General features: G+C 64.8%; 22 protein-coding genes. 11 read left to right on the top strand and 11 right to left on the bottom strand.

What is annotated here, in order from left to right:
* Positions 1 to 190: 190 nt before the first annotated feature.
* Both AKL29_RS04500 and AKL29_RS04495 read right to left on the bottom strand, forming a co-directional pair.
* Complete coding sequence (locus tag AKL29_RS04500; protein ID WP_160321710.1) at positions 191 to 2,752, bottom strand: fused MFS/spermidine synthase; 2,562 nt, start codon at positions 2,750 to 2,752, stop codon at positions 191 to 193.
* A 185-nt stretch (positions 2,753 to 2,937) separates the two neighbouring features.
* The gene (locus AKL29_RS04495) at positions 2,938 to 3,249 is read right to left on the bottom strand and encodes a hypothetical protein (RefSeq protein WP_016847487.1); all 312 of its coding nucleotides are present in this window, start codon (positions 3,247 to 3,249) and stop codon (positions 2,938 to 2,940) included.
* Between the two features lie 436 nt (positions 3,250 to 3,685).
* Here AKL29_RS04495 and AKL29_RS04490 point away from each other — a divergent pair, with 436 nt between their 5' ends.
* The 5 genes from AKL29_RS04490 to AKL29_RS04470 all read left to right on the top strand — a co-directional run bounded on the left by AKL29_RS04490 (position 3,686) and on the right by AKL29_RS04470 (position 7,435).
* Entirely contained in the window at positions 3,686 to 4,024 is a 339-nt protein-coding gene (locus tag AKL29_RS04490) for a hypothetical protein (protein ID WP_050383271.1), read from the top strand.
* A gap of 159 nt (positions 4,025 to 4,183) precedes the next feature.
* Positions 4,184 to 4,729: a molybdopterin-guanine dinucleotide biosynthesis protein B gene (gene mobB / locus AKL29_RS04485; RefSeq protein ID WP_152977427.1), complete on the top strand. Its 546-nt coding sequence runs from the start codon at positions 4,184 to 4,186 to the stop codon at positions 4,727 to 4,729.
* A gap of 54 nt (positions 4,730 to 4,783) precedes the next feature.
* Positions 4,784 to 5,053, top strand: a complete 270-nt coding sequence (locus tag AKL29_RS04480; RefSeq protein WP_028332714.1) for a sulfurtransferase TusA family protein — start codon at positions 4,784 to 4,786, stop codon at positions 5,051 to 5,053.
* A gap of 324 nt (positions 5,054 to 5,377) precedes the next feature.
* Positions 5,378 to 7,033, top strand: a complete 1,656-nt coding sequence (locus AKL29_RS04475; protein ID WP_028332713.1) for an OFA family MFS transporter — start codon at positions 5,378 to 5,380, stop codon at positions 7,031 to 7,033.
* Positions 7,034 to 7,186: 153 nt separating this feature from the next.
* The gene (locus AKL29_RS04470; RefSeq protein WP_028332712.1) at positions 7,187 to 7,435 is read left to right on the top strand and encodes a hypothetical protein; all 249 of its coding nucleotides are present in this window, start codon (positions 7,187 to 7,189) and stop codon (positions 7,433 to 7,435) included.
* Between the two features lie 81 nt (positions 7,436 to 7,516).
* On the opposite strand, the gene lon is transcribed toward AKL29_RS04470, so the two are convergent.
* The 3 genes from lon to corA all read right to left on the bottom strand — a co-directional run bounded on the left by lon (position 7,517) and on the right by corA (position 11,482).
* Positions 7,517 to 9,895 carry an endopeptidase La gene (lon, locus tag AKL29_RS04465; protein WP_028332711.1) on the bottom strand — a complete coding sequence of 793 codons (2,379 nt, stop codon included), beginning with the start codon at positions 9,893 to 9,895 and terminating at the stop codon, positions 7,517 to 7,519.
* Between the two features lie 11 nt (positions 9,896 to 9,906).
* On the bottom strand, positions 9,907 to 10,314 hold the full coding sequence (locus AKL29_RS04460; protein ID WP_028332710.1) for an Hsp20/alpha crystallin family protein: 408 nt from the start codon (positions 10,312 to 10,314) through the stop codon (positions 9,907 to 9,909).
* 151 nt (positions 10,315 to 10,465) lie between these two features.
* Positions 10,466 to 11,482: a magnesium/cobalt transporter CorA gene (corA, locus tag AKL29_RS04455; protein ID WP_050383269.1), complete on the bottom strand. Its 1,017-nt coding sequence runs from the start codon at positions 11,480 to 11,482 to the stop codon at positions 10,466 to 10,468.
* Between the two features lie 254 nt (positions 11,483 to 11,736).
* Here corA and AKL29_RS04450 point away from each other — a divergent pair, with 254 nt between their 5' ends.
* Both AKL29_RS04450 and AKL29_RS42705 read left to right on the top strand, forming a co-directional pair.
* Positions 11,737 to 12,018 (top strand): hypothetical protein, encoded by a 282-nt coding sequence (locus AKL29_RS04450; RefSeq protein ID WP_152977426.1) that lies wholly within the window; start codon positions 11,737 to 11,739, stop codon positions 12,016 to 12,018.
* A 1-nt stretch (position 12,019) separates the two neighbouring features.
* Positions 12,020 to 12,184, top strand: coding sequence for a hypothetical protein (locus tag AKL29_RS42705; protein WP_157345484.1), 165 nt, complete (start codon positions 12,020 to 12,022; stop codon positions 12,182 to 12,184).
* A gap of 296 nt (positions 12,185 to 12,480) precedes the next feature.
* Here AKL29_RS42705 and AKL29_RS04445 read toward each other — a convergent pair whose 3' ends face one another.
* From AKL29_RS04445 to AKL29_RS04420, 6 genes are all read right to left on the bottom strand, one after another.
* Complete coding sequence (locus AKL29_RS04445) at positions 12,481 to 13,242, bottom strand: slipin family protein (protein ID WP_028332707.1); 762 nt, start codon at positions 13,240 to 13,242, stop codon at positions 12,481 to 12,483.
* Positions 13,239 to 14,663 (bottom strand): NfeD family protein, encoded by a 1,425-nt coding sequence (locus AKL29_RS04440; protein WP_038377250.1) that lies wholly within the window; start codon positions 14,661 to 14,663, stop codon positions 13,239 to 13,241. The genes AKL29_RS04445 and AKL29_RS04440 overlap by 4 nt, the downstream gene beginning before the upstream one ends.
* Before the next feature lie 99 nt (positions 14,664 to 14,762).
* Positions 14,763 to 15,692 (bottom strand): 4-hydroxy-tetrahydrodipicolinate synthase, encoded by a 930-nt coding sequence (gene dapA / locus AKL29_RS04435; RefSeq protein WP_050383267.1) that lies wholly within the window; start codon positions 15,690 to 15,692, stop codon positions 14,763 to 14,765.
* A gap of 7 nt (positions 15,693 to 15,699) precedes the next feature.
* A complete protein-coding gene (locus AKL29_RS04430) occupies positions 15,700 to 15,954 on the bottom strand; it encodes a hypothetical protein (protein WP_028352033.1) in 255 nt (84 codons plus the stop codon).
* 174 nt (positions 15,955 to 16,128) lie between these two features.
* A complete protein-coding gene (locus tag AKL29_RS04425; protein WP_028332704.1) occupies positions 16,129 to 16,404 on the bottom strand; it encodes a hypothetical protein in 276 nt (91 codons plus the stop codon).
* A gap of 13 nt (positions 16,405 to 16,417) precedes the next feature.
* Entirely contained in the window at positions 16,418 to 16,882 is a 465-nt protein-coding gene (locus tag AKL29_RS04420; protein WP_050383266.1) for a hypothetical protein, read from the bottom strand.
* A gap of 484 nt (positions 16,883 to 17,366) precedes the next feature.
* Here AKL29_RS04420 and AKL29_RS04415 point away from each other — a divergent pair, with 484 nt between their 5' ends.
* From AKL29_RS04415 to AKL29_RS04400, 4 genes are all read left to right on the top strand, one after another.
* Positions 17,367 to 17,456, top strand: coding sequence for a K(+)-transporting ATPase subunit F (locus tag AKL29_RS04415; RefSeq protein ID WP_016846764.1), 90 nt, complete (start codon positions 17,367 to 17,369; stop codon positions 17,454 to 17,456).
* Between the two features lie 119 nt (positions 17,457 to 17,575).
* Positions 17,576 to 19,279 (top strand): potassium-transporting ATPase subunit KdpA, encoded by a 1,704-nt coding sequence (gene kdpA, locus AKL29_RS04410; RefSeq protein WP_028332702.1) that lies wholly within the window; start codon positions 17,576 to 17,578, stop codon positions 19,277 to 19,279.
* A gap of 22 nt (positions 19,280 to 19,301) precedes the next feature.
* On the top strand, positions 19,302 to 21,413 hold the full coding sequence (gene kdpB, locus AKL29_RS04405; RefSeq protein WP_028332701.1) for a potassium-transporting ATPase subunit KdpB: 2,112 nt from the start codon (positions 19,302 to 19,304) through the stop codon (positions 21,411 to 21,413).
* Between the two features lie 12 nt (positions 21,414 to 21,425).
* A complete protein-coding gene (locus AKL29_RS04400) occupies positions 21,426 to 22,031 on the top strand; it encodes a K(+)-transporting ATPase subunit C (RefSeq protein WP_050383265.1) in 606 nt (201 codons plus the stop codon).
* Positions 22,032 to 22,042: the final 11 nt, after the last annotated feature.

Below are 22,042 nucleotides of genomic sequence, written 5' to 3'. Positions count from 1 at the left end.
ATGCGCAGCGCCCCTCGATCGGGTGAGACGTACATATTGAACATCTGAGTTGGGTCGAATGCCAAGCGGAATATTTTCTTATCGCGGGATTGACAGGTTTTGCTGAGTTGCCCGTCGGGCTGTCTTGCCGCACCAAACTAACCATCGACGTCATTCCGGGGCGACGCCACCGGAATGACGGGGGACTTCATCACTCGCTTAGCTTGCGGTCCAGGAAGTCGACATAGGAATTGTCCGGGTCCAGTTTGACGGCCAGGCGAAGCGCTGCCCGGGCGGCGGACTTGTCGCCGTCGGCCGTGGCCTTGTGCTCGTCCAGGATCGCATTGGCCACCGTGCGCGCGGTGTCGAGACGGGCCTCGTCGATGGAACGGTCGGCAAGATAGTTTTCCACCGGCTCGCGGAGGCGCTTCAGTTCGTCCACGCTGACCGAACCCAGCGGATACCAGTTGTAATATTCGAGACGTGGCCGATCATCCGTGAGGCTCGGCACGTCCCCGACAAAGGCCGCGAGTTTTTCATCGGCGGCGATGAACGTCGCCAGGAATTCCTCGGGCGAGCCGAGGCCGTTTGCCGTCAGGTCTTCAGCCACCGCGGGCTTCGACATGCGCATGGCGAGCTCGCGCGGATCGATGTTCAACGGTTCATCGGAGGCGATCGCCACGCCTTCCATTCTGGACGGCAGCCACAGCGAGACATGCTTGAACTGGCCCATCATGGCCTTGAGTATCATCTTCGGAAGAATGCCGCGGTTGAAATCCAGCGGCACCCATTGCGCGAGAACGCCGCCGGGACGCATCTTCTGCTTTGCCAGCGCATAGAATTCCTCCGTGTAGAGGTTGATGACGCCGGCATCATGGGGCGGTGGCGGCTCGAGCGTGATGACGTCAAATGTCTCCTTGGTCCCCAGCAGGAAGTGGCGCCCGTCCGCGACGATCTGATGGACTTTGGGATTTTGATAGAACTGCTTGTTGATCGGCACGAAGTGGGGCGCAAATTCGAACACGGTCGATGCCAGATCGACCGCGTCGATCGATTGCAATTCCTCGTGGGTGCTCACCGCTCCCACCGTGGTTCCGGTCCCGATGCAAATGACGACAGCCGCTTCAACCGGGCCCTGGTGCAGCAGAATGGGATAGTGCCCCATCGCGGCCATGTAGCGTCTGCCCTCGGGACGGTTGTTGGCATAGCTCTTCGAATTCACCACCAACTGCTGATAGGTGCCCGCCGCCTTCTCGCGATACTCGACCACCGCAAACGTCGCTTGCCGGGTTTCCCGCAACTCGAGCACATTGGCGCCTTCGATCGCGGTCAGGACCCGCTCCAGATAGTGCGGGGTGAAGAGCAGCAGCGCTACGGCGATGACGCTCGCGGCGATCGTCCCTTGCCGCCACAGGCTCCGTTCTCTCAGAAGATCCGGCTGCGACATGGTCGTCGCGACGAACAGCAGGACGTTCACGGCAATCAGCGCGGTGAGCGCGCCCTGGCTACCCAGATACGGGATCAGCAGAAACCCCGCCGCCAGCGAGCCCACGACGCCGCCAATCGTGTTCAGGGCGTAGAGCGTGCCGATCCTGCGGCCGAGCGCGCTCATCTGCATCACGGTCAATTCGCTGGCCAGCGGAAAGCTGATGCCGATCAGCGTGGTCGGCAGCAACAGGGCAACAGCGCAGACCAGGAAGAATGAAACGTCACCTCCCAACAGCTCCTGCACCGGGACTGGAAGCAGGCCCGATACGACGGGAGACAGCGCTACTCCCATGGTCCGAGCCTTGCCGAGTATTCCGACGGTCAGCGTGGCCGCAACCGCGATCAGCAGCTGCGTCACGGCGAAGTATCGCAGCAATTGATCCTTGCGGGGGGCGAGCAGCCTGGCGCAGATCAGGGCGCCGATCACGAGCCCCAGCAAGTAAACGCCGAGCATGCCCGAGAAGGCGTAGACACTCGAGGTGCTGACATTGGTCAGGAATCGGAACCAGACGACCTCATAGGCGATCGATACAAAACCGGAGCACGCGAAAATCCAGATCAGGATCGACGTCCTGTCACTCGCGGTCGTGGCGGTTTGCACCGGTGCCTGTGCCGCGACCGGCAAGAGCGGGCTTGCGCCGCGCGCAACTAACAGGGCAACGACGCCGACGCAGACATACAACGCTGCCGCAACCAGGCTCGATCCCGCGATGCCCCAAAGGCCCATCAGCACAAAGCCGACCGCCAGGGTGCCGATGGCGGCGCCCAGGGTGTTGAACCCGTAGAGCAGACCGATGCGATTGGCGAGATCGGTTTGTGTGCGGGTCAGGAATTTCACCAGGAAGGGCAGGGTCGCGCCCATCAACATCGTTGGCAGCGACAGGATGGCGAGCGACACGGCGACCATGAGAGGCAGCCGGAAGGAAGACTCCAGGTCCAGCATCGGTGACAGCCAGCCCACCCATGTCGGCCAATGCGACAGGAACGCGGTGACCGCGAGAGAAACGAGGGCGAGGGCGAGTTCGAGCAACCCGTAGATTTTCAGGGGGTGGCTGACGACGTCGGCGATCCGGCCTCCCAGGGCGCTGCCCAGCGAGAGGCCGAAAAAGAAGCTTGCCACCGTGACGCTGACGGAGACGGTCGCGCTTCCCAGCACGAATTGCAGTTGCTTGAACCAGAGGACCTGCAGGATCAGCGATGCCGCGCCCGATGCCAAAAAGATCGCCGTGACCAGAACCCGGCTTTTCAGGCTTACGGCATCTCGAACGCCACCACGATTGTGCACTGGACCGGTCTCCCGTTGAACGGGAGAACAGGTAAGGCAAATGCTCTTAATTATTGCCTTATGGCGGAGCGGCGCTGCGAGGCAGCCGGATCGCGTTGAGATTGCTAGAAAAATTGCCGTTTGGCGGATTCTTGCCGGGCCGAACGATCGCGCTGTGAGAGGGCCTTCTGCGTTGCCGATCCAGCTCAGTGCCGCATGGCCGTCTCCACGAACTCCAGCACGGAGCGCGGGACCTCTTCGTATTCGACGAAACGGCGCCGAAGCTCGTCGGCAATGTCGGTCGTGACGTCGCGCGACCATCCTTCGTTGGTATTGAAGGCCACGATGCGGACCGGGCGGCTGTACTGGTCATCCAGGAGACGCCGGATCAGCGTTTTCCGGTCAGTGCCTTCTTCGTCGGTTTCGCTCCAGGCACGGCCCAGTCGGCCAAAATCGTTCAGCACCAGATAGGTGTCGTGATCGATTGAATGCGGCACAATCGAAGGCGAGCGAGGCATACACAGTCCTCCATGGTGCACATTATCGTGTTCCGATCGCCCTGCGTATTGGAAATTTCGAGGTAAATCCGCTGGATAGCGGGATTGCGCGTGACGTGAGCGGGGGCTGCAACATGCATAGGAGCAAACCGTCCCGTCGCTGGTTATCTCCCATCACCGACATGGGCCCTGTTGTGGATGTCGGTGGTTGAACGACCGATGGGGCTCCCACCCGCTCGAGGAGCGGAGCGATGTTAAGAAGGCTTCGTTTTAGGAATACAACGCTGGAAGAAGTGCTGGCAGTCGATACGCAGCGGCCGCGGAAGAGGCTACGGATGCGTGACCAGCCCCCGAGAGAGAGCCGATCGGCAAGGCTGGCCAAGCCGGGGCGGGCGGTCGGTCAACGAACCGACTGACCCTGCGGATAGCGAGCCGAGCGCAACTTGCGCGGCGGCCCGTGAACTGGTTCGCCGATTGCGGCGACCAATCGATCATGGCACTCGACACCGTCAATTTTCGCAAGATTGCCGCGCTCGTCGCGGCGGCCGGCACCTTGTTCTGGCTCTACACCTTCTACGCCATCGCCCATGTGCCGCCTGGCGACGGCACCGGCTTCCAGCGGCTGGCGGTGTTTCCACTCGGCATGGTGTTCGGCCTGTTCTTCCTGCCGGCCTGGCTGCTCGTCGCCATCGGCCGATTGCCGAGATTCACCGCGGCGCTTGCGGTCTGCGGCCTGATCGCGTTCGCGGTGCTTTGGGCACAGCTGCTGCAGGAGTTTCCGAGGGCGGTCCTCTAGCGAGCCAGTCGATCCTCATCCGCCGGCAAGCCTGGCATGACATTGCTTCAAGGCTGATATAAGCAGCGTTGGGCGCAAGTCGCGGCTTTCCGTCGTCACGGCTGGTCCCGGCCATCCATGTCGGGCGGAACCGCAGGCGTGGATACCCTAACGATTGGCATGTCTTCGGAGACGCGTATGAAAGTGATTGGCCTCGCGGGCTGGAGCGGTGCCGGCAAGACCACCCTGCTGTCGCGGGTGATCCCCTGCCTGCTGGGCCGCGGCCTGCGTGTCTCCGTGATCAAGCACGCCCACCATGAATTCGATGTCGACGTGCCCGGCAAGGACTCCTGGGTGCACCGGCAGTCCGGTGCGATTGAGGTGCTGGTGTCCTCGACGCGGCGCTGGGCGCTGATGCACGAGCTGCGCGGCGCCGATGAGCCGAGGCTGCCGGAGCTGCTCGCCAAGATGGCGCAGGTCGACCTGGTGGTGGTCGAAGGCTTCAAGCGCGAGCCGGTCAACAAGATCGAGGTGTACCGCGCCGCCAACGGCAAGCCGCTGCTGTTTCCCGACGACCCGCGCGTGGTCGGGATTGCCAGCGACGTCGCCGTTGCAACCACGCTGCCGGTCGCGCATCTCGACGACATCGAGGACGTTGCCGAATTGATGCTGCGCGCCGCGATCCCCGTCGACGACGTGCTCGGGTCGGCTCCGGCCGAAGGCTGAAGCGGATGAGGAGGCGGCGTTGACGACGCAGGACGGCTTCGCCATGGTCGAACCATGACGACGACGAAGCTCGATCTCACCGGCCTGAAATGCCCGCTGCCGGCGCTGAAGACGCGCAAGGCCCTCAGGAGCGTGACGGCGGGAGATTTCCTCGAGGTGCATTGCACCGATCCGCTTTCGGTGATCGATATCCCGGCTCTCATCCAGGAGACCGGCGACAAGGTCGAGATCACCGAACGAAGCGACGCCCGGATCGTTTTCTTGATCGAGAAGATCAATGGAGCGATAGGCAATTCGAATGCTGCGTTGCCGCGTACCAGCTAGATGCAGCTTGATATCTACCTTTTGCCTATCGACACCTATTTTCCATTCTGCGCGAATTGATAATGTCCGCCGGGTTGTGGTGATGGAGTTGTGCTCGAGTGTGGGCGCATCGACGGACAACGACTGGGCCTGTGTCCAGATCACGGGCTGCACGGCCGGCATATCCGGTCGTATTGGGGGTTAGCATTTCCGGAATGTGCGTGGTTGGTCCCGACGCATTGAGGAAATGTGCGGAGCTGCCGGCTGACGCTGGCCGCAAGGGGCTGAGACGGGATCGAAGACGCAGATGCGCCTGTCGTAATGGCGGCTGCAGGGGAGGTGTCAATGACCACAGTGAGCAGCGCCGGACGCGTATCCGCGTCAGGTGCAGGTTTCCTCGACAAGGAACATACAATCGCGACAGCCGGCTTCAACCGCTGGCTGGTGCCGCCGGCCGCGCTCTGCATCCATCTGTGCATCGGCATGGCTTACGGCTTCTCGGTGTTCTGGCTGCCGCTGTCGCGCGCGATCGGCCTGACCGCGCCGAAGGCGTGCCCCGACATCTCGCTGGTGCAGGAGCTGTTCACCACCACCTGCGACTGGAAGGTCGCGAGCCTCGGGTGGATGTACACGCTGTTCTTCGTGCTGCTCGGCGTCTCCGCCGCGATCTGGGGCGGCTGGCTCGAGAAGGTCGGTCCGCGCAAGGCCGGCTTCGTCGCGGCGCTGTGCTGGGCCGGCGGTCTCGTCATCGGCGCGCTCGGCGTCTACACGCACCAGCTCTGGCTGATGTGGCTCGGCTCCGGCGTGATCGGCGGCGTCGGCCTCGGCCTCGGCTACATCTCGCCGGTGTCGACGCTGGTGAAATGGTTCCCCGACCGGCGCGGCATGGCGACCGGCATGGCGATCATGGGCTTCGGCGGCGGCGCGATGATCGGCGCCCCGCTCGCCGACAGGCTGATGAACTACTTCAAGACCCCGACCTCGGTCGGCGTCTGGGAGACCTTCCTCGCCATGGGCGCGATCTACTTCGTGTTCATGATGATCGGCGCGTTCCGCTATCGCATTCCGCCGGCCGGCTGGCAGCCCGAGGGCTGGACGCCGCCGACGAAGGCCAACGCGATGATCTCGAGCAAGCACGTCCATCTCGACAACGCGCACAAGACGCCGCAATTCTGGCTGATCTGGTGGGTGCTCTGCCTGAACGTGTCGGCGGGCATCGGCGTGATCGGCATGGCCTCGCCGATGTTGCAGGAGATCTTCGCGGGCAAGCTGATCGGCCTGCCCAATGTCGGCTTCAACCAGCTCGATGCCGGACAGAAGGCGCAGATCGCGGCGATCGCGGCCGGCTTTGCCGGATTGCTGTCGCTGTTCAACATCGGCGGCCGCTTCTTCTGGGCGTCGCTGTCGGACAAGATCGGCCGCAAGAACACCTACTACACGTTCTTTATCCTCGGCATCGCGCTCTACGCGCTGGCGCCGACCTTCGCAGCGATGGGATCGAAGCTGTTATTCGTGCTCGGCTTCGGCATCATCCTGTCGATGTATGGCGGCGGCTTCGCCACCGTGCCAGCCTATCTCGCCGACATGTTCGGCACCCAGTTCGTCGGCGCCATCCACGGCCGTCTGCTGACGGCATGGTCGACCGCCGGCATCATCGGTCCTGTCGTGGTGAACTACATCCGCGAGTTCCAGCTGGCCGCCGGCGTGCCGCGCGACCAGCTCTACAACACCACGATGTATATCCTGTGCGCCATGCTGATCGCGGGCCTGATCTGCAACTACCTGATCAAGCCGGTCGATCCGAAATGGCATATGAGCGACGCCGAGGTCGCCAAGCTGCAGGATGCGAGCGCCAGCGCCGCGGCGGCCGGCCCACACGGTTCCTACGGAATCGGGTTCGGCGGGCTCGACGCCAAGGCGGCGCTGTTCTGGCTGTTCGTCGGCATTCCGCTGGCGTGGGGCGTCTACATGACGCTGCTCAGCGCGGTCAAAATCCTCTGATCGCAGTTCAGGCCGCGCGCGGGACATCTGGCATCCCGCGCGCGGCCTGAAGCGTTTTCGAGCGAAGTGGATGCCGGTTCGCGCGAAGAAGACGCGTCAAACAAGAAGCTCTACGCCGTTCAATTCAACAGATAATCAAGGAACTTTTCAGTCATGTTTCGTACCGCAAGCTGTCTTGTGGCCGCCCTGCTTCTCGCCGGCTCGCTGCACACCGCGTCAGCCCAGACCACCGAGGCCAAGCCGTCGAAGGTCAAGCTCACCATGCAGAAGCTGAAGGACATGAAGGCGAAGTGGAAGGCCAACAAGCCAAAGCTGAAGGTCTGCCGCGCCGAGGTGAAGTCGAAGGGCCTGACCGGCGACGACCGCTGGTTCTACATCGAAGAATGCATGGGCAAGAGCTGAGCGGCACCGCTCCGCTATCTGCAACGCAAGAGGGCGTGACGGCGATCGCTGTCATGCCCTCTTGTTGCGTTCGAGACGCGATCACTCCGCGGCGGCGGGCGTCGTCTTGGCGGCCTCCAGCGCGGCTGCGATCGCTTCGTCGACCCGTTCGAGCCAGATGAACTCCAGCTTGGCGCGGGCGCCGGCGGGGATGTCGTCGAAGTCGCGCTTATTGCGCGCCGGCAGCATCACACGGGTCAGGCCGGCGGCCGCGGCCGCGACCACCTTCTCCTTGATGCCGCCGACCGGCAGCACGAGGCCGCGCAGCGAGATCTCGCCGGTCATCGCGGTGTCGCTGCGCACCGTGCGATCGGTCAACAGCGAGGTGAGGGCGGTGAACATCGCAACGCCCGCGCTCGGGCCGTCCTTCGGCGTCGCGCCGGCGGGAACGTGGACGTGGATGTCGCTCTTCTCGAACACGCCGGGGTCGATGCCGAGCTGGGACGCCCGGCTCTTCACCAGGGTCAGCGCGGCCTGCACGCTCTCGCGCATCACCTCGCCGAGCTGGCCGGTGAGGATCAGCGCGCCGCGGCCCGGCGTGCGCGACGCCTCGATGAACAGGATGTCGCCGCCGACCGGGGTCCAGGCCAGTCCGGTGGCAACGCCCGGGATGCTGGTGCGCATCGCGATCTCGTTCTCGAACCTCGGCTGGCCGAGCAGCGAGACGATGTCCTTCGGCGCGATGGTGACGTGGCTGGTGCTGCCCTCGGCGATCTGTACCGCGACGTTGCGCAGCACCTTGCCGATCTCGCGCTCCAGGTTGCGCACGCCGGCCTCGCGGGTGTAGCTGCGGATGATCAGCCGCAGCGCATCCGGATCGATCTCGACCTGCTCGGCCTTGATCCCGTTGGCCTCGAGCTGGCGGCGCACCAGATAGCGCTTGGCGATCTCGAGCTTCTCGTCCTCGGTGTAGCCGGCGAGGCTGATCAGCTCCATGCGGTCGAGCAGCGGGCCGGGGACGCCGTCGAGCATGTTGGCGGTGGCGATAAACACGACGCGCGAGAGGTCGAACGGCACTCCGAGATAATTGTCGCGGAAGGTGCTGTTCTGCTCGGGGTCGAGCACTTCGAGCATCGCGGCCGACGGATCGCCCTGGATGCCGCGCCCCATCTTGTCGATCTCATCCAGCATCATGACGCAATTGCGCGCGCCGGCCTTCTTGATCGCCTGGATGATGTTGCCGGGCAGCGCGCCGATATAGGTGCGGCGATGGCCGCGAATCTCGGCCTCGTCGTGCACGCCGCCAAGGCTGACACGAACGAACGGCCGTGACATCGCGCGCGCGATCGATTGGCCGAGCGAGGTCTTGCCGACGCCGGGCGGGCCGAGGAAGCACAGGATCGGCGCCTTGCCGCCGGGCGCGAGCTTGCGCACCGCCAGATATTCGATGATGCGGCTCTTGATCTTCTCGAGGCCATAATGGTCCTGGTCGAGGATCTTGCGCGCCTCCGCGATGTCGATCGGCTTCTCCTCCGGAATGCTCCAGGGCAGGTCGATCAGCCAGTCGAGATAGCTGCGCACCATGCCGGATTCGGCCGCGGCCTCCGGCATCCGCTCGTAGCGGCGCAGTTCCTTCTGCGCCTGGCTTTCGGCCTCCGGCGGCATCTTGGCCTCCGCGATCGCCTTGGTCAGTTCGGCGACTTCCGCAGCCTTGCCGTCGCCTTCGCCGAGCTGGCGCTGGATCGTCGCCATCTGCTCGCGCAGGATCGCCTCGCGCTGCCGCTCGTCGAACACGGCCTTGGTCTTCTGCCCGATCTCCTGGCTCAGCCGCAGCACCTCGATGCGCTCGGCGAGGTGACGCGACACCTTGTCCATCCGCGCCACGAGATCGATGGTTTCCAGGATGTCCTGCTTCTCCGACGGCTTGATGTCCATGTAGGACGTCGCAAGGTCGGCAAGGGTTGCCGGCGAGGTGGTGCCCTGCAGTGCGGCGATCAGCTCCTGCGGCACTTGCGGCAGCAATTGCGCGGCCTCCAGCGCCTGGCGCTGCAGATTGAGGAAGCGCGCCTCGATCTCGGGCGAGGTGGTGGTCGGCTCCGGGATTTGCAGCACGCGGGCCGCGAGGAACGGCGTGCCCGGCAGATAGTCGAGCACGCGCATGCGCTGCACGCCCTGGCAGACCAGATGGTGGGTGTCGTCCGCACCGGTGATGTAGCGCACGATGTTGGCAGTTGTGCCGACGCGGTACAGCCCGTCGGGGCCGGGATCGTTGGTCTCGGGATCGCGCTGCAGCAGGATGCCGATCGGCCGCTGCTCGCGCACCGCCTGCTGGGCCGCGGCAATCGAGGTCGCGCGGGCGATCGTGATCGGAATGATGACATCCGGAAACAGCACGGTGTTGCGCACCGGGACGATGATCAGCGCGTCGCTCGGAATCGGCGTCGAAGTCGATGCTGGGCTTGAAATGTCTGAGGCAGCCATGTCGAAATCCTTTAGCTCGACTTTCCGAGCCGCAGGCCGACGCAACCATGCGCGGCAAAGCGGCTGATGGTGTAGCGGCCTGTCGGCAGCGCGATGCGGCGCTCGAACCGGCCCTGCGGCAGTTCGAGGCGCAGGATGCGGGCGTTGCGGAGTTCAGGGGGCAGGGTGCGGCGGCCGGAGATCACCAGCGTGCCGCCGTCGAGCGCGGCCTCGACCTCGTCGGGATCGACCCCCGGCAACGCGACCAGGATCAGGATTTCATCCTCGGTCTCGATCACGTCGGTCGGCGGTTCCCAGCTCGGCTCGGTGCTTCCCGCGCGCGGGTGCAAATTGAGGAAGCTCTGGTGCAACCGTTCGGCGCGGGCGAGCGCCTCGATCGCATCCGACAGCATCCAGTTGATCTGATCCTTGGGCCGCATGGGCACTCTCCACGTCGCATTGGGAGGCGAGGTTACCGGTCTTGCCGCCGACCGTAAACCGGCCCCTCGCGCGGTTGATCGAGGGTAAAATTGTCCGAAATCTCGCGAATTGCGGCATGGCTGCGATGCAGCTCGATGTTCTGATCGCTGCCTACAGCCAGCCGGAACGCCTGAACCGCCAGAACAGCGCGCCGCATGCGACCAGCATCAGGCCCATTACGACGAAATAGCTGTACTCCCATTGCAGCTCCGGGATGTACTTGAAATTCATGCCGTAGATGCCGGCGACGGCGGTCGGCACGGCAACAATCGCAAGCCATGAGGCGAGCTTCTTGGAGATTGCCGTTTCCTGCGCCTGACCGACTAGCAGGCTTGCTTCAAATGCAAAGGCGAGCACCTCGCGCAGCGAGTCAATTCGCTCCTGGATCGTGCGCACATGGTCGGTGACGTCGCGGAACAGCGGGCGCATCGTCTCGCGCACCATGGGGAGGTTGTCGCGTTCGAGTCTGCGGCAGACCTCCACGAGCGGCCCGACCGCATTGCGCAGCCGCAGCAGGTCGCGTCGCAGCAGATAAAGCCGCTCGATCTGTGCCCGCGTCATCGCGCTCGCAAGCACCTCCGCTTCCATTGTCTCGACCTCTTCCTGGATCGTCTCGAGAGCCGGCGAGTAGTTGTCGACGATGAAATCGAGAATGGCATAGAGGATGTAGTCCTCGCCGCGGGCAAGAGCGCGGGGGCAGCTCTCGCAGCGTTCCCTGACCGGCGTATAGGACGTCGAGGCGCCGTGCCGGACCGAGACGATGTATCCCTCGCCGACGAACAAATGCGTTTCGCCGAACGCGATGCTCTCGCCGTCGAGCTGCGCGGTGCGTGCCACGATGAACAGCGCATCGCCATATTGTTCGATCTTCGGCCGCTGATGCGCGTGATCGGCGTCTTCGATCGCGAGGTCGTGCAGCTGGAATTGCCGCTGCAGGCTGCTCAATAGCGTCATGTCGGGTTCGTGCAGGCCGATCCACACAACGTGATTTGGCTTGTTGCGCCAGCTCGCGGCCTCATCGATTGCGATATTGGCGATGCGTCGTCCCTCGACGTAGACGCTTGCCGCGATCACGCCGTCGGAGGAAACAGGCCCGGAGGTTGCGACATTTGGCGATACGAGGTTCATGGTCTCAGCCCTCGGTTATCGAACCCGCTTGACGCTACTTGTCGCCAAAAGGCTAGCACTGAATGCGCGCTGGTCAACACGCAGAGGCGTTGGGTTCCGGCTGGCGCCGGACGGCACAGGCGATCCCATCGCGGGGCTACCCGTCCTTATGCGGCTCCTATGCCGCACCGCGGCGTGCCCTCTCGAATTCCTACGGCCTTCCCCGCATCTTTTGCCGTGATGCGGTGCGCTCGCGCGCGCCGCCAAACGGGAAGGTGGCACATGACCTTGCTCCATTACCACGATGCCCGGCCGCACGGTTCGGCCGGCGCCATGTCCTTGATGCTGCGGCGGACCGTCAGGCGGATCGGCCTCGTCTTCAGGACTGTTCACCGCGGATCGCCGCCGCCAAGATTCATCGGCTCCGCAATGAGCTGCTGCTGCATCGCGGCCACGAGGATTGGGCGCGGACCAACCTCAACGTCGGCATGCTCGGCGGTGACGCCGAGAGATATCCGCGGGCGCCGGTCGTGCTCGGCGAGAAGTGGGACTACTGAGATGCGCGCAGTTTCGTTCATCGCTGCCCTGCCGCGCCGCGCCGCAGAAGGGCTGCTCGCATTCCTCGCCTGGATCGGCGAGGAGCCGATCAGCGGCTACCGGCCCGAGGCGCATTACATGCGCGGTCCGGGACCTGCGTGGCGGGCCAAGCATCGCGGGCGTTAGAACGAGATGACTTTACCCGGAATCGGCGACGGACTCCGCTTCACCTCGCCCCGCGTGCGGGGAGAGGCGTAGGCCGCCTTCGGCGGCCGTTCTCAAGAACGCCGAAGCAAGGCTTCGGCTATGACGCATCGTCAGATGCGTTCCGGGTGAGGGGGAGCCCCCGCAAACGTAGCTATCACCGTGTAAGCGGAGACGGCCCCTCACCCCAACCCTCTCCCCGCAAGAGCGGGGAAAGGGAGCGCGGTGCCGTCGTAGTCGCTACACAGCCCAATCTCATCACGCTTTAGCAGACCAGTTCACGTCGCTTCACGTCGCGGCGCCAGATGATCGAGCAGGTTCATCGGCAGCGGGAAGACCACGGTGGAGGAGCGCTCGCCGGCAATGTCGTGCAGCGCTGCGAAGTAGCGCAGCTGCATCGCCTGCGGCTCCTGGGCGAGGATCCGGCCGGCCTCGACCAGCTTCTCGGCGGCCTGTTGCTCGCCCATCGCGTTGATCACCTTGGCGCGTCGCAGCCGCTCGGCCTCGGCCTGCTTGGCGATCGCCCGCACCATCGTCTCATTGAGATCGATATCCTTGATCTCGACCCCGGTGACCTTGATGCCCCAGACGTCGGTTTGCCTGTCGAGGGTCTCCTGGATATCGGCGTTCAACTTGTCGCGCTCCGCCAGCATCTCGTCGAGCTCGTGCTTGCCGAGCACCGAGCGCAGCGTGGTCTGCGCAAGCTGGCTGGTCGCAGCCATGTAGTCGCTGACCTTGATGATGGCGCGCTCGGGATCGACGATGCGGAAGTAGAGCACGGCGTTGACCTTGACCGAGACGTTATCGCGGGAAATCACGTCCTGTGGCGGCACCACCTGCACCACCACCCTGAGATCGACCTTCACCAGCTGCTGCACCACCGGAATCAGGATGATGAGCCCCGGACCCTTCACCCCGGTGAAGCGGCCGAGCGTGAAAATGACGCCGCGCTCGTATTCGCGCAGCACGCGCACGGCCTGGGTCAGGAATACGATGATCAGCAGCGCGATCGCCGCATAGGTGAAATAATCAAGCATCATGCTGTACCTCCTTCGCCGGGAGAGGCCGGCGCACGCCGTACCACCAGCGTCAAATCGATGATGTTGGCGACCTCGACCGTGTCTCCCGCGGTGAATGTCTCGGTGCTGCGCGCTTGCCAGCGTTCGCCGTTGGTGAAGACGTGACCTGTGGTCTCCGACCAGTCGAGCACCTCGGCCGATAGCCCGCGCATGGCTTGCGCACCGATCCGCACCGGGCCCTTGCGCGCGCGGCGCAGCGCGCCGAGCACGACGAGAATGAGCCCCGTGAACATCGCGGCGACGATGCCGATGACCGGCCATGACAGCCGGTATCCGGGCGCCTCGATCCGAAACAGCATGGCTGCTCCAAGCACGAAGGCGACGATTCCTCCGAGGCCGATCACGACGGTCGGGTTGAAGGCCTCGATTGCGAGCAGCGCGATCCCGACCAGCATCAGGGCGAAGCCGGCGTAGTTGATCGGCAGCATGTTGAGTGCGTAGAGGCCGAGCAGCAGGCAGATCGTCCCGACAACCCCCGGCGCCACGGCACCGGGCGACATGAACTCGAAGATCAGGCCATAGATGCCGACCATCAGGAGAATGAATGCGATGTTGGGGTCGGTGATGACCGCAAGCGCGCGCGCGATCCAGGTTGGATCGATGGCCTCGATCGCGGCGTCCCTGGTCGCCAGGCGTTGCGTCTTGCCGCCGGGGAGCTCGATCGTCCGGCCATCGACCTGCCTGAGCAGGTCGGCCGGGTCGCGCGCGGTGAGATCGATGACGTTGGCTTGCAGCGCGGCGTTGGCGGAGAGGGTGGCGGCATCGCGCACCGCCTTCTCGGCCCAGTCGGCATTGCGACCGCGCAATTCGGCGAGGCTGCGGATGAAGGCAACGGCATCATTCGTCGCCTTCGCGGTCATGGCATCCTTGGTTTCGGACGGATGGCCGCCGTCCTTCTGGTCCTTGCCGCCCTTGTCCGGGGTGCCGCCCGGCAGCCCCGGTATCGGGCCGCCAATCTGCACCGGCGTCGCGGCGCCGATATTGGTGCCGGGCGCCATGGCCGCGAGATGGGTCGCATAGAGGATATAGGTCCCGGCGCTCGCGGCATGGGCGCCGGATGGCGCAACGTAGCCGACCACGGGAACGGGCGAGGCCAGCACGTCGGCGATGATCTCACGCATGCTGGTGCTGAGACCGCCTGGGGTATTCAAACGCAGGATGACAATTTCGGCGCGACGCTCGGCAGCCTTGGCCAGGCCGTCCTTGACGTAGCTGGCTGCTGCCGGCCCGATGGCCCCGTCGATTGAAATGGTCAGAGCAAGACGGCTGTTGTCCGCGGCCGGACCGGGACGGATGGAGATAATCAGCGCGACCAGGACGGTCGCAACAACGAGGGCCGCCTTGAAGGTGGTGTGCACGGCAAGCACTCCCTTGCCGTGCATATGGGGCGCCGTTTCGGAACCTCAAGTTGGCGTCGTGTCACGGGCACCGTGCGCTGATCGCATTGTGCATTGCGATGGCATATGTCGGGTCGGCAAATCTCAATGCGCGGCTGCGAGGTACTCGTCGGCAAGCTCAGCCATCGCCTGCGAGACCTCGGCCTTTGCCGACCCGTTCAATTGCACGATCGGCAGCCGCGTCGCCGGCTGCATGAATCCCAGAAGCGCCAGCGCGAACTTCAATGCGGCGGGATGCTCGCGCTCCAGCAAGGTCGCAAGCGGCACCAGGCGCTGGTGCAACTCCCGCGCCTGATACAATCGTCCCTCGCGGAAATGCCTGTGAACGGCCACGTATAGATCGGGCGCGACGTTCGTCACGACCGAGATGCAGCCATCGCCACCGGTGGCGAGCCAGGCCAGCGAGGAGGCATCGTCGCCGGTCAGCATCCGGAATGTCGCCGGCAGGCGTGAGCGCAGGCGCGCCAGCCGGGCAACGTCACCGCTGCCGTCGCGTAAACCCACGAAGCGCGGCGATGCGGCGAGCTCGAGCAGCGTCTCGTCGGCAAGGCCATTGACCGTGCGCGACGGAATGTCGTGCAGGATGACAGGCAGCGTAGTGGCCGCGGCGACGGCGCGGAAATGCGCCGCCGTGCCCTGTGGCATCGGCTTGTTGTAATAGGGCACGACCGACATGACGGCGTCGGCGCCGGCCGCTTCCACGGCCCGGGCCAGCGTGACGGCATGACCGGTCGCATTTGATCCGGCGCCGGCGATGATGCGGACCCGCTTGCGCGCGACGTCGGCCGTGATGCGGACGAGCTGCGCGCGTTCCGCAGGCTCCAGCGTCGCGCTTTCACCTGCGGTCTCGCCGACCACCAGCGCGGTGGCACCCGCCGCGATCTGGCGCTCGCACAGCCGGCCGAACGCGTCCGCGTCGATCTCGCCCCGATGGTTGAAGGGGGTCGGAAGATCGGGGATGAAGCCCGACAGCCATCCGGCCAGGTCGGCTTTTGCAGCCGTTTGCCAGGTCATGGGTGGCTCATGCCACGCGGCTTGCGGGGAAGCTCGCGGTCTCGCCGCGCATATCGAGCTCGATCTCTCGCGACAACTCGACGATCATTTCAGGATGCTGGCCGTTCTCGAACAGCGCGTATTTGAGGGCCTGGGCGCGGTTGACGAACAGGCCGCCATAGAGGCCGTTCTGTTGCTGGGCGACCCACTGGCCGCGATGGTTGCGGCCGATGAAGACGACGGTGGACGCGGCGCTACACGAGGGAGGTTCGACGAGTTTCACGGTGGTGGTCCTTCTTGTTGTTTCTGACGCGTTTTCCTCACGCGAACCGGTATCCGGTTCGTTCGAACACGCTTCAGTCACGGTCACGCGATCAATGTCTGATTTGCCGGATATGAAATCGAGCGCGAAGGACGACCGACTTCATAGGAGCGGCATAGGATTTGTGGGGATGGTCTAGAGGCGCTGGACGATGCCGGTGCCGAGCGCGCACAGCGCGACATAGGCGGTCATCTCGTCCCAGTGGTTGAGGTTTGCGGCAAACGGCATTTCGCGCTTGGCGATCCCGGCAAAGGCGCAGATCACGGCCGACATCCACAACAGCGTGACGAGGCCCTTGCCGAAGCCGGCGCCGGCGAACACGGCAAAGCCGATCATGATGGCAAGCCGGAAGCCGAACCGGACCATGACCTGGACCGACTGCAGCTGCCGCGGCAGTTGTTTGGTGTCCACGGCCGCGCCGCCATCAGCCGATATTGTCGACGAACAGCGGCTCGTACAGCGCCCGCGTGTCGCGACGCACCGTCGGCACGCTGGTTCGGCTATCGGGTGCGGAGATCCGCTGCGCCTCGACGAAGGCGCTGAGGATCGCAAGCGCAAGATCGGTGTGGTGAGTCTCGATCGACTGGTCGAGCCAGTCGGGCAGCTCGCGTTCGCGCGACAATGCGCAATGCCACTCGCCCTCGTCATAGACCAGGCGGCGGATCTGCCATTGCGGCAGTTCCAGATCGAGCAGCGCGATCGCGGCGTCGGTCCAGGCGCCTGACTGGATCAGCCGCTCGACCCGGCGGGTCTTGCCGCTCTGTCCGACCGAGGGAAAGCGCCGGCAGGTCTGGCTGATGATGTCGGCCATGAATTCGGCTGTGACCGCATAGGCGTCGCGCAGCCGTTCGCCGAGATCGATGGAGGTGTTTTGGGAAAGCACTGACATGGCGTCATCTCGTCTTGCGCGGCCCGGGGTATTGGCCGCAAGCCAAAAATGGCCGGACCGCCATTTGAAAACGAGATGAGGCGGGGGACGGAGATATAGGGATTCCATAAAGACCAAGCTGTCGTCCTGGCGGAGGACCCATTGCCACCGAATCTGCTTGTGAGATCAGGTTGGGGCCCCAGCCATCGCAAAACTCGGCCCTGTGGTTATGGGTCCTGGCTTTCGCCGGGACGACTGCGGAGAGCGCCTGCCACCTTTATAGGATTCCTATAACGTCCTTATTCGCCACCTCTCGAAAACCTATGCCCCGGATGGCACCTCACGGCCATCCGGCGCGGAGCGCTTATACGGTCGCCCACCGCGCCTCCTCGGACGCATAGGAGTCTCTCATGATGGACATTCTCATGGCGGCGCTTGCGGTCGGCTTCTTTGCGGCCGGCATCGGCTACGCCTACGCCTGCGAACGGCTATAGGGGAGGCGGCGATGATCTTCGATTACTCGCTCGCCGGCCTCGTCTCGCTCGGCCTGCTGTTCTACCTCACTTACGCATTGCTGCGGCCCGAACGCTTCTAGGCGGCCCGCGATGTCAACGCTTTGCACAATTCTGTTAGCCGACGCGGTGCTAACCGGGCTGTTGCTCGGCTTGTTCGCGTCGATGCTGCGCTTCGCTCCCATTCGAAAGGTTTGACGCAATGACCGTCATCGGCTGGATTCAAATTATTCTGTTCTGCGCGATCGTTGCCGCGCTGGTCAAACCGCTCGGCTGGTACATGACCCGCGTGTTCAACGGCGAGCGCACCTTCCTGTCGCCCGTGCTGCGCCCGGTCGAGCGCGGCATCTACTGGGTCGGCGGCGTCGACGAGCGCCGTGAGCAACACTGGCTGACCTATACGGTCGCCATGCTGCTGTTCCATGTCGGCGGCTTCGCCATCATCTACGGCCTGATGCGGCTGCAGGCGGTGCTGCCGTTCAATCCGGCCGGGCAATCGGCGGTCGCCGAGGACCTTTCCTTCAACACCGCGATCTCCTTCATCACCAACACCAACTGGCAGAACTACGGCGGCGAGAGCACGCTGTCCTATCTGGTCCAGATGGTCGGCCTGACCCACCAGAACTTCCTGTCGGCGGCGACCGGCATCGCGCTGGCGATGGCGCTGATCCGCGGCTTCACCCGCTCGTCGATGCGCACCGTCGGCAATTTCTGGGTCGACGTCACGCGCTGCACGCTCTACGTGCTGCTGCCGATCTGCGTCGTCTACGCGCTGTTCCTGGTCTGGCAGGGCATGCCGCAGACGCTTGGCGCCTATGTCGACGCCACCACGCTGGAGGGCGGCAAGCAGACCATCGCGCTCGGGCCGGTGGCCTCGCAGGTCGCGATCAAGATGCTCGGCACCAATGGCGGCGGCTTCTTCAACGCCAACGCCGCGCATCCGTTCGAGAATCCGACCGCGCTGTCGAACCTCGTGCAGATGGTCTCGATCTTCGCGCTCGGCGCCGCCATGACCAACGTGTTCGGCCGCATGGTCGGCAACGAACGCCAGGGCTGGGCGATCTTCGCCGTGATGGGCATCCTGTTCGTCGCCGGCGTCACTGTGACCTATTGGGCGGAAGCCAACGGCACCTCGGCGCTGCACGCGCTCGGCCTCACCGGCGGCAACATGGAGGGCAAGGAGCTCCGCTTCGGCATCGTCGCGTCCTCGCTGTTCGCCGTCGTCACGACTGCCGCCTCCTGCGGCGCGGTCAATGCCATGCATGACAGCTTCACCGCGCTCGGCGGCATGATCCCGCTGATCAACATGCAGCTCGGCGAGGTCATCATCGGCGGCGTCGGCGCCGGCTTCTACGGCATGCTGCTGTTCGTCGTGCTTGCGATCTTCGTCGCCGGCCTGATGGTCGGCCGCACTCCGGAATATGTCGGCAAGAAGATCGAGGCGCGCGAGGTCAAGATGGCGATGCTCGCGATCCTGGTGCTGCCGCTGATGTATCTCGGCTGGACCGCGGTCGGCGTGGTGCTGCCGTCGGCGGTGGCCTCGATGGCCAACTCCGGCCCGCACGGCTTCACCGAGGTGCTGTACGCGTTCACCTCGGCCACCGGCAATAACGGCTCGGCCTTCGCGGGCCTCACCGGCAACACCCTGTTCTACAATCTGACGCTCGCTTCCGCGATGTTCGTCGGCCGCTTCTTCATGATCGTGCCGGCGATGGCGATCGCGGGTTCGCTGGTCGAGAAGAAGTCGATCCCGGCCTCGGCGGGCACGTTCCCGACCACCGGCGGGCTGTTCGTCGGCCTCGTCATCGGCGTGATCCTGATCATCGGCGGTCTCACCTTCTTCCCGGCGCTGGCGCTCGGGCCGATCGTCGAGCACCTCGCCATGAACGCCAACACCCTGTTCTGATCGAATTGTCCGGAGTGCAACCATGGAAACCACAAGACTGCAAAAGCAGGTGACGGCGTCGACCATGTTCGACCCGAAGATCCTGGTGCCGGCGATCCGCTCGGCCTTCGTCAAGCTCGATCCCCGGCTGATGGCGAAGAACCCCGTGATGTTCGTGGTCGAGGTCGTGGCCGCGTTGACCACGGTGATCTTCGTCCGCGACCTCGTCACCGGCAGCGCCAATCTCGGCTTCACCTTCCAGATCATCCTCTGGCTCTGGTTCACGGTGCTGTTCGCCAACTTTGCCGAGGCCGTCGCCGAAGGCCGTGGCAAGGCGCAAGCGGAATCGTTGAAGAAGACCCGCACCGAGAGCCAGGCCAAGCTGCTCACCGGCACCGACCGGACCTATCGCATGGTGCCCGGCACCTCGCTGAAGGTCGGCGACGTCGTGCTGGTCGAGGCCGGCGACAACATTCCGTCCGACGGCGAGGTGATCGAAGGCGTGGCGTCGGTCAATGAAGCCGCGATCACGGGTGAATCCGCGCCCGTGATCCGCGAGTCCGGCGGCGATCGTTCCGCGGTCACCGGCGGCACCCAGGTGCTGTCGGACTGGATCCGCGTCCGCATCACCGCAGCCCAGGGCTCGACCTTCATCGACCGCATGATCAAGCTGGTGGAGGGCGCCGAGCGGCAGAAGACGCCGAACGAGATCGCGCTCAACATCCTGCTGGCAGGCCTCACCATCATCTTCGTGTTCGCCACGGTGACGATCCCGAGCTATGCGGCCTATGCCGGCGGCTCGATCTCGGTCGTGGTGCTGGTGGCGCTGTTCGTGACGCTGATCCCGACCACGATCGGCGCGCTATTGTCGGCGATCGGCATCGCCGGCATGGACCGCCTGGTGCGCTTCAACGTGCTGGCGATGTCCGGCCGCGCGGTGGAAGCTGCCGGCGACGTCGACACGCTGCTGCTGGACAAGACCGGCACCATCACGCTCGGCAACCGCCAGGCGACCGCGTTCCGTCCGATCCGCGGCGTCGCCGAGCAGGACCTCGCCGACGCGGCGCAGCTTGCCTCGCTAGCCGACGAGACGCCGGAAGGCCGCTCGATCGTGGTGCTGGCCAAGGAGAAATACGGCATTCGCGGCCGTGACATGCATGAGCTTGCCGCGACGTTCGTGCCGTTCACCGCGCAGACCCGCATGAGCGGCATCGATGCAGGCTCCTCGTCGGTCCGCAAGGGCGCGGTGGACGCCATCCTCGCCTATGTCGACGGCGGCTCGCCCCGCACCGTCGCCTCGGGCAACACCGTCCGCGCGGTCGCGGCGACGATGAGCGCCGAAGCGCGCGAGATCCAGTCGATCGCCGACGAGATCGCCAAGGCCGGCGGCACGCCGCTGGCCGTCGCGAAGGACGGCAAGCTGCTCGGCGTCGTGCATCTGAAGGACATCGTCAAGGGCGGCATCCGCGAGCGCTTTGCCGAGCTGCGCCGGATGGGCATCCGCACCGTGATGATCACCGGCGACAACCCGATGACCGCGGCCGCGATCGCGGCAGAGGCCGGCGTCGACGACTTCCTGGCGCAGGCAACCCCCGAGGACAAGCTCAAGCTGATCCGCGACGAGCAGTCCAAGGGCAAGCTGGTCGCGATGTGCGGCGACGGCACCAACGACGCGCCGGCGCTCGCGCAGGCCGATGTCGGCGTCGCCATGAACACCGGCACGCAGGCCGCCCGCGAGGCCGGCAACATGGTCGACCTCGATTCCAACCCGACCAAGCTGATCGAGGTGGTCGAGATCGGCAAGCAGCTGCTGATGACCCGCGGCGCGCTGACCACGTTCTCGATCGCCAACGACGTCGCAAAATATTTTGCGATCATCCCCGCGATGTTCCTCGCGTTCTATCCGCAGCTCCAGGTGCTGAACGTCATGCACCTGGCGAGCCCGCAGAGCGCGATCCTGTCGGCGATCATCTTCAACGCGCTGATCATCATCGCGCTGATTCCCTTGGCGTTGAAGGGCGTCAAGTATCGCGCGGTCGGTGCCGGCGCGCTGCTCGGCCGCAACCTGATGATCTACGGCCTCGGCGGCATCATCATCCCGTTCATCGGCATCAAGGCGATCGACCTCGTCGTCGCCGCCCTGGGCCTGGCTTAAGGAGCCGCAATCATGTTGAGAGAAATCCGCCCCGCCATCCTCGTGCTGGTCCTGCTGACCGCGATCACCGGCCTTGCCTATCCGCTCGCCATCACCGGGATCGCCGGCGTCATCTTCCCGCGGCAGGCGCAAGGCAGCCTGATCGAGCAGGACGGCAAGGTGATCGGCTCCGCCCTGATCGGGCAGGAGTTCAAGGAGGACAAATATTTCCACGGCCGGCCGTCGGCGACGGTCGCGCCCGATCCGAACGATGCCTCCAAGACCGTGCCGGCGCCCTACAACGCGGCCAACTCCGGCGGCTCCAACCTCGGCCCGACCAGCAAGGCGCTGAACGACCGGGTCAAGGAGGACGTCGAGAAGCTGAAGGCGGAGAACCCGTCCGCCAGCGTGCCGGTCGATCTTGTGACAACGTCGGGCGGCGGGCTCGATCCGGACATCTCGCCGGACGCCGCGCTGTTCCAGGTGCCGCGGGTCGCCAAGGCGCGCAGCATGTCCGAGGACGCGGTGCGCGAGCTGGTGACGCAGAACACGCAGGGCCGCTTCGCCGGCGTGATCGGCGAGCCCCGTGTTAACGTTCTTGCGCTCAACCTGGCGCTCGACGCGGCAAAGCCGAAATAGGGGAGTAGGCT

Origin of the sequence: Bradyrhizobium pachyrhizi, assembly GCF_001189245.1 — a bacterium.
In the GTDB taxonomy this organism is placed as follows: Bacteria; Pseudomonadota; Alphaproteobacteria; order Rhizobiales; family Xanthobacteraceae; genus Bradyrhizobium; species Bradyrhizobium pachyrhizi.
The sequence above is the reverse complement of the archived record's forward strand: the minus strand, read 5'-3'. Positions and strand labels throughout refer to the sequence as shown.

Coding starts and splice junctions, on each gene's coding strand:
- AKL29_RS04495 (WP_016847487.1), bottom strand. CDS start 3,249: ATGCCTCGCTCGCCTTCGATTGTGCCGCATTCAATCGATCACGACACC.
- AKL29_RS42705 (WP_157345484.1), top strand. CDS start 12,020: ATGCGCGCAGTTTCGTTCATCGCTGCCCTGCCGCGCCGCGCCGCAGAA.
- kdpB (WP_028332701.1), top strand. CDS start 19,302: ATGGAAACCACAAGACTGCAAAAGCAGGTGACGGCGTCGACCATGTTC.
- AKL29_RS04420 (WP_050383266.1), bottom strand. CDS start 16,882: ATGTCAGTGCTTTCCCAAAACACCTCCATCGATCTCGGCGAACGGCTG.
- AKL29_RS04475 (WP_028332713.1), top strand. CDS start 5,378: ATGACCACAGTGAGCAGCGCCGGACGCGTATCCGCGTCAGGTGCAGGT.
- corA (WP_050383269.1), bottom strand. CDS start 11,482: ATGAACCTCGTATCGCCAAATGTCGCAACCTCCGGGCCTGTTTCCTCC.
- AKL29_RS04470 (WP_028332712.1), top strand. CDS start 7,187: ATGTTTCGTACCGCAAGCTGTCTTGTGGCCGCCCTGCTTCTCGCCGGC.
- AKL29_RS04445 (WP_028332707.1), bottom strand. CDS start 13,242: ATGATGCTTGATTATTTCACCTATGCGGCGATCGCGCTGCTGATCATC.
- kdpA (WP_028332702.1), top strand. CDS start 17,576: ATGACCGTCATCGGCTGGATTCAAATTATTCTGTTCTGCGCGATCGTT.
- AKL29_RS04415 (WP_016846764.1), top strand. CDS start 17,367: ATGATCTTCGATTACTCGCTCGCCGGCCTCGTCTCGCTCGGCCTGCTG.
- dapA (WP_050383267.1), bottom strand. CDS start 15,692: ATGACCTGGCAAACGGCTGCAAAAGCCGACCTGGCCGGATGGCTGTCG.
- AKL29_RS04480 (WP_028332714.1), top strand. CDS start 4,784: ATGACGACGACGAAGCTCGATCTCACCGGCCTGAAATGCCCGCTGCCG.
- lon (WP_028332711.1), bottom strand. CDS start 9,895: ATGGCTGCCTCAGACATTTCAAGCCCAGCATCGACTTCGACGCCGATT.
- AKL29_RS04460 (WP_028332710.1), bottom strand. CDS start 10,314: ATGCGGCCCAAGGATCAGATCAACTGGATGCTGTCGGATGCGATCGAG.
- mobB (WP_152977427.1), top strand. CDS start 4,184: ATGTCTTCGGAGACGCGTATGAAAGTGATTGGCCTCGCGGGCTGGAGC.
- AKL29_RS04400 (WP_050383265.1), top strand. CDS start 21,426: ATGTTGAGAGAAATCCGCCCCGCCATCCTCGTGCTGGTCCTGCTGACC.
- AKL29_RS04440 (WP_038377250.1), bottom strand. CDS start 14,663: ATGCACGGCAAGGGAGTGCTTGCCGTGCACACCACCTTCAAGGCGGCC.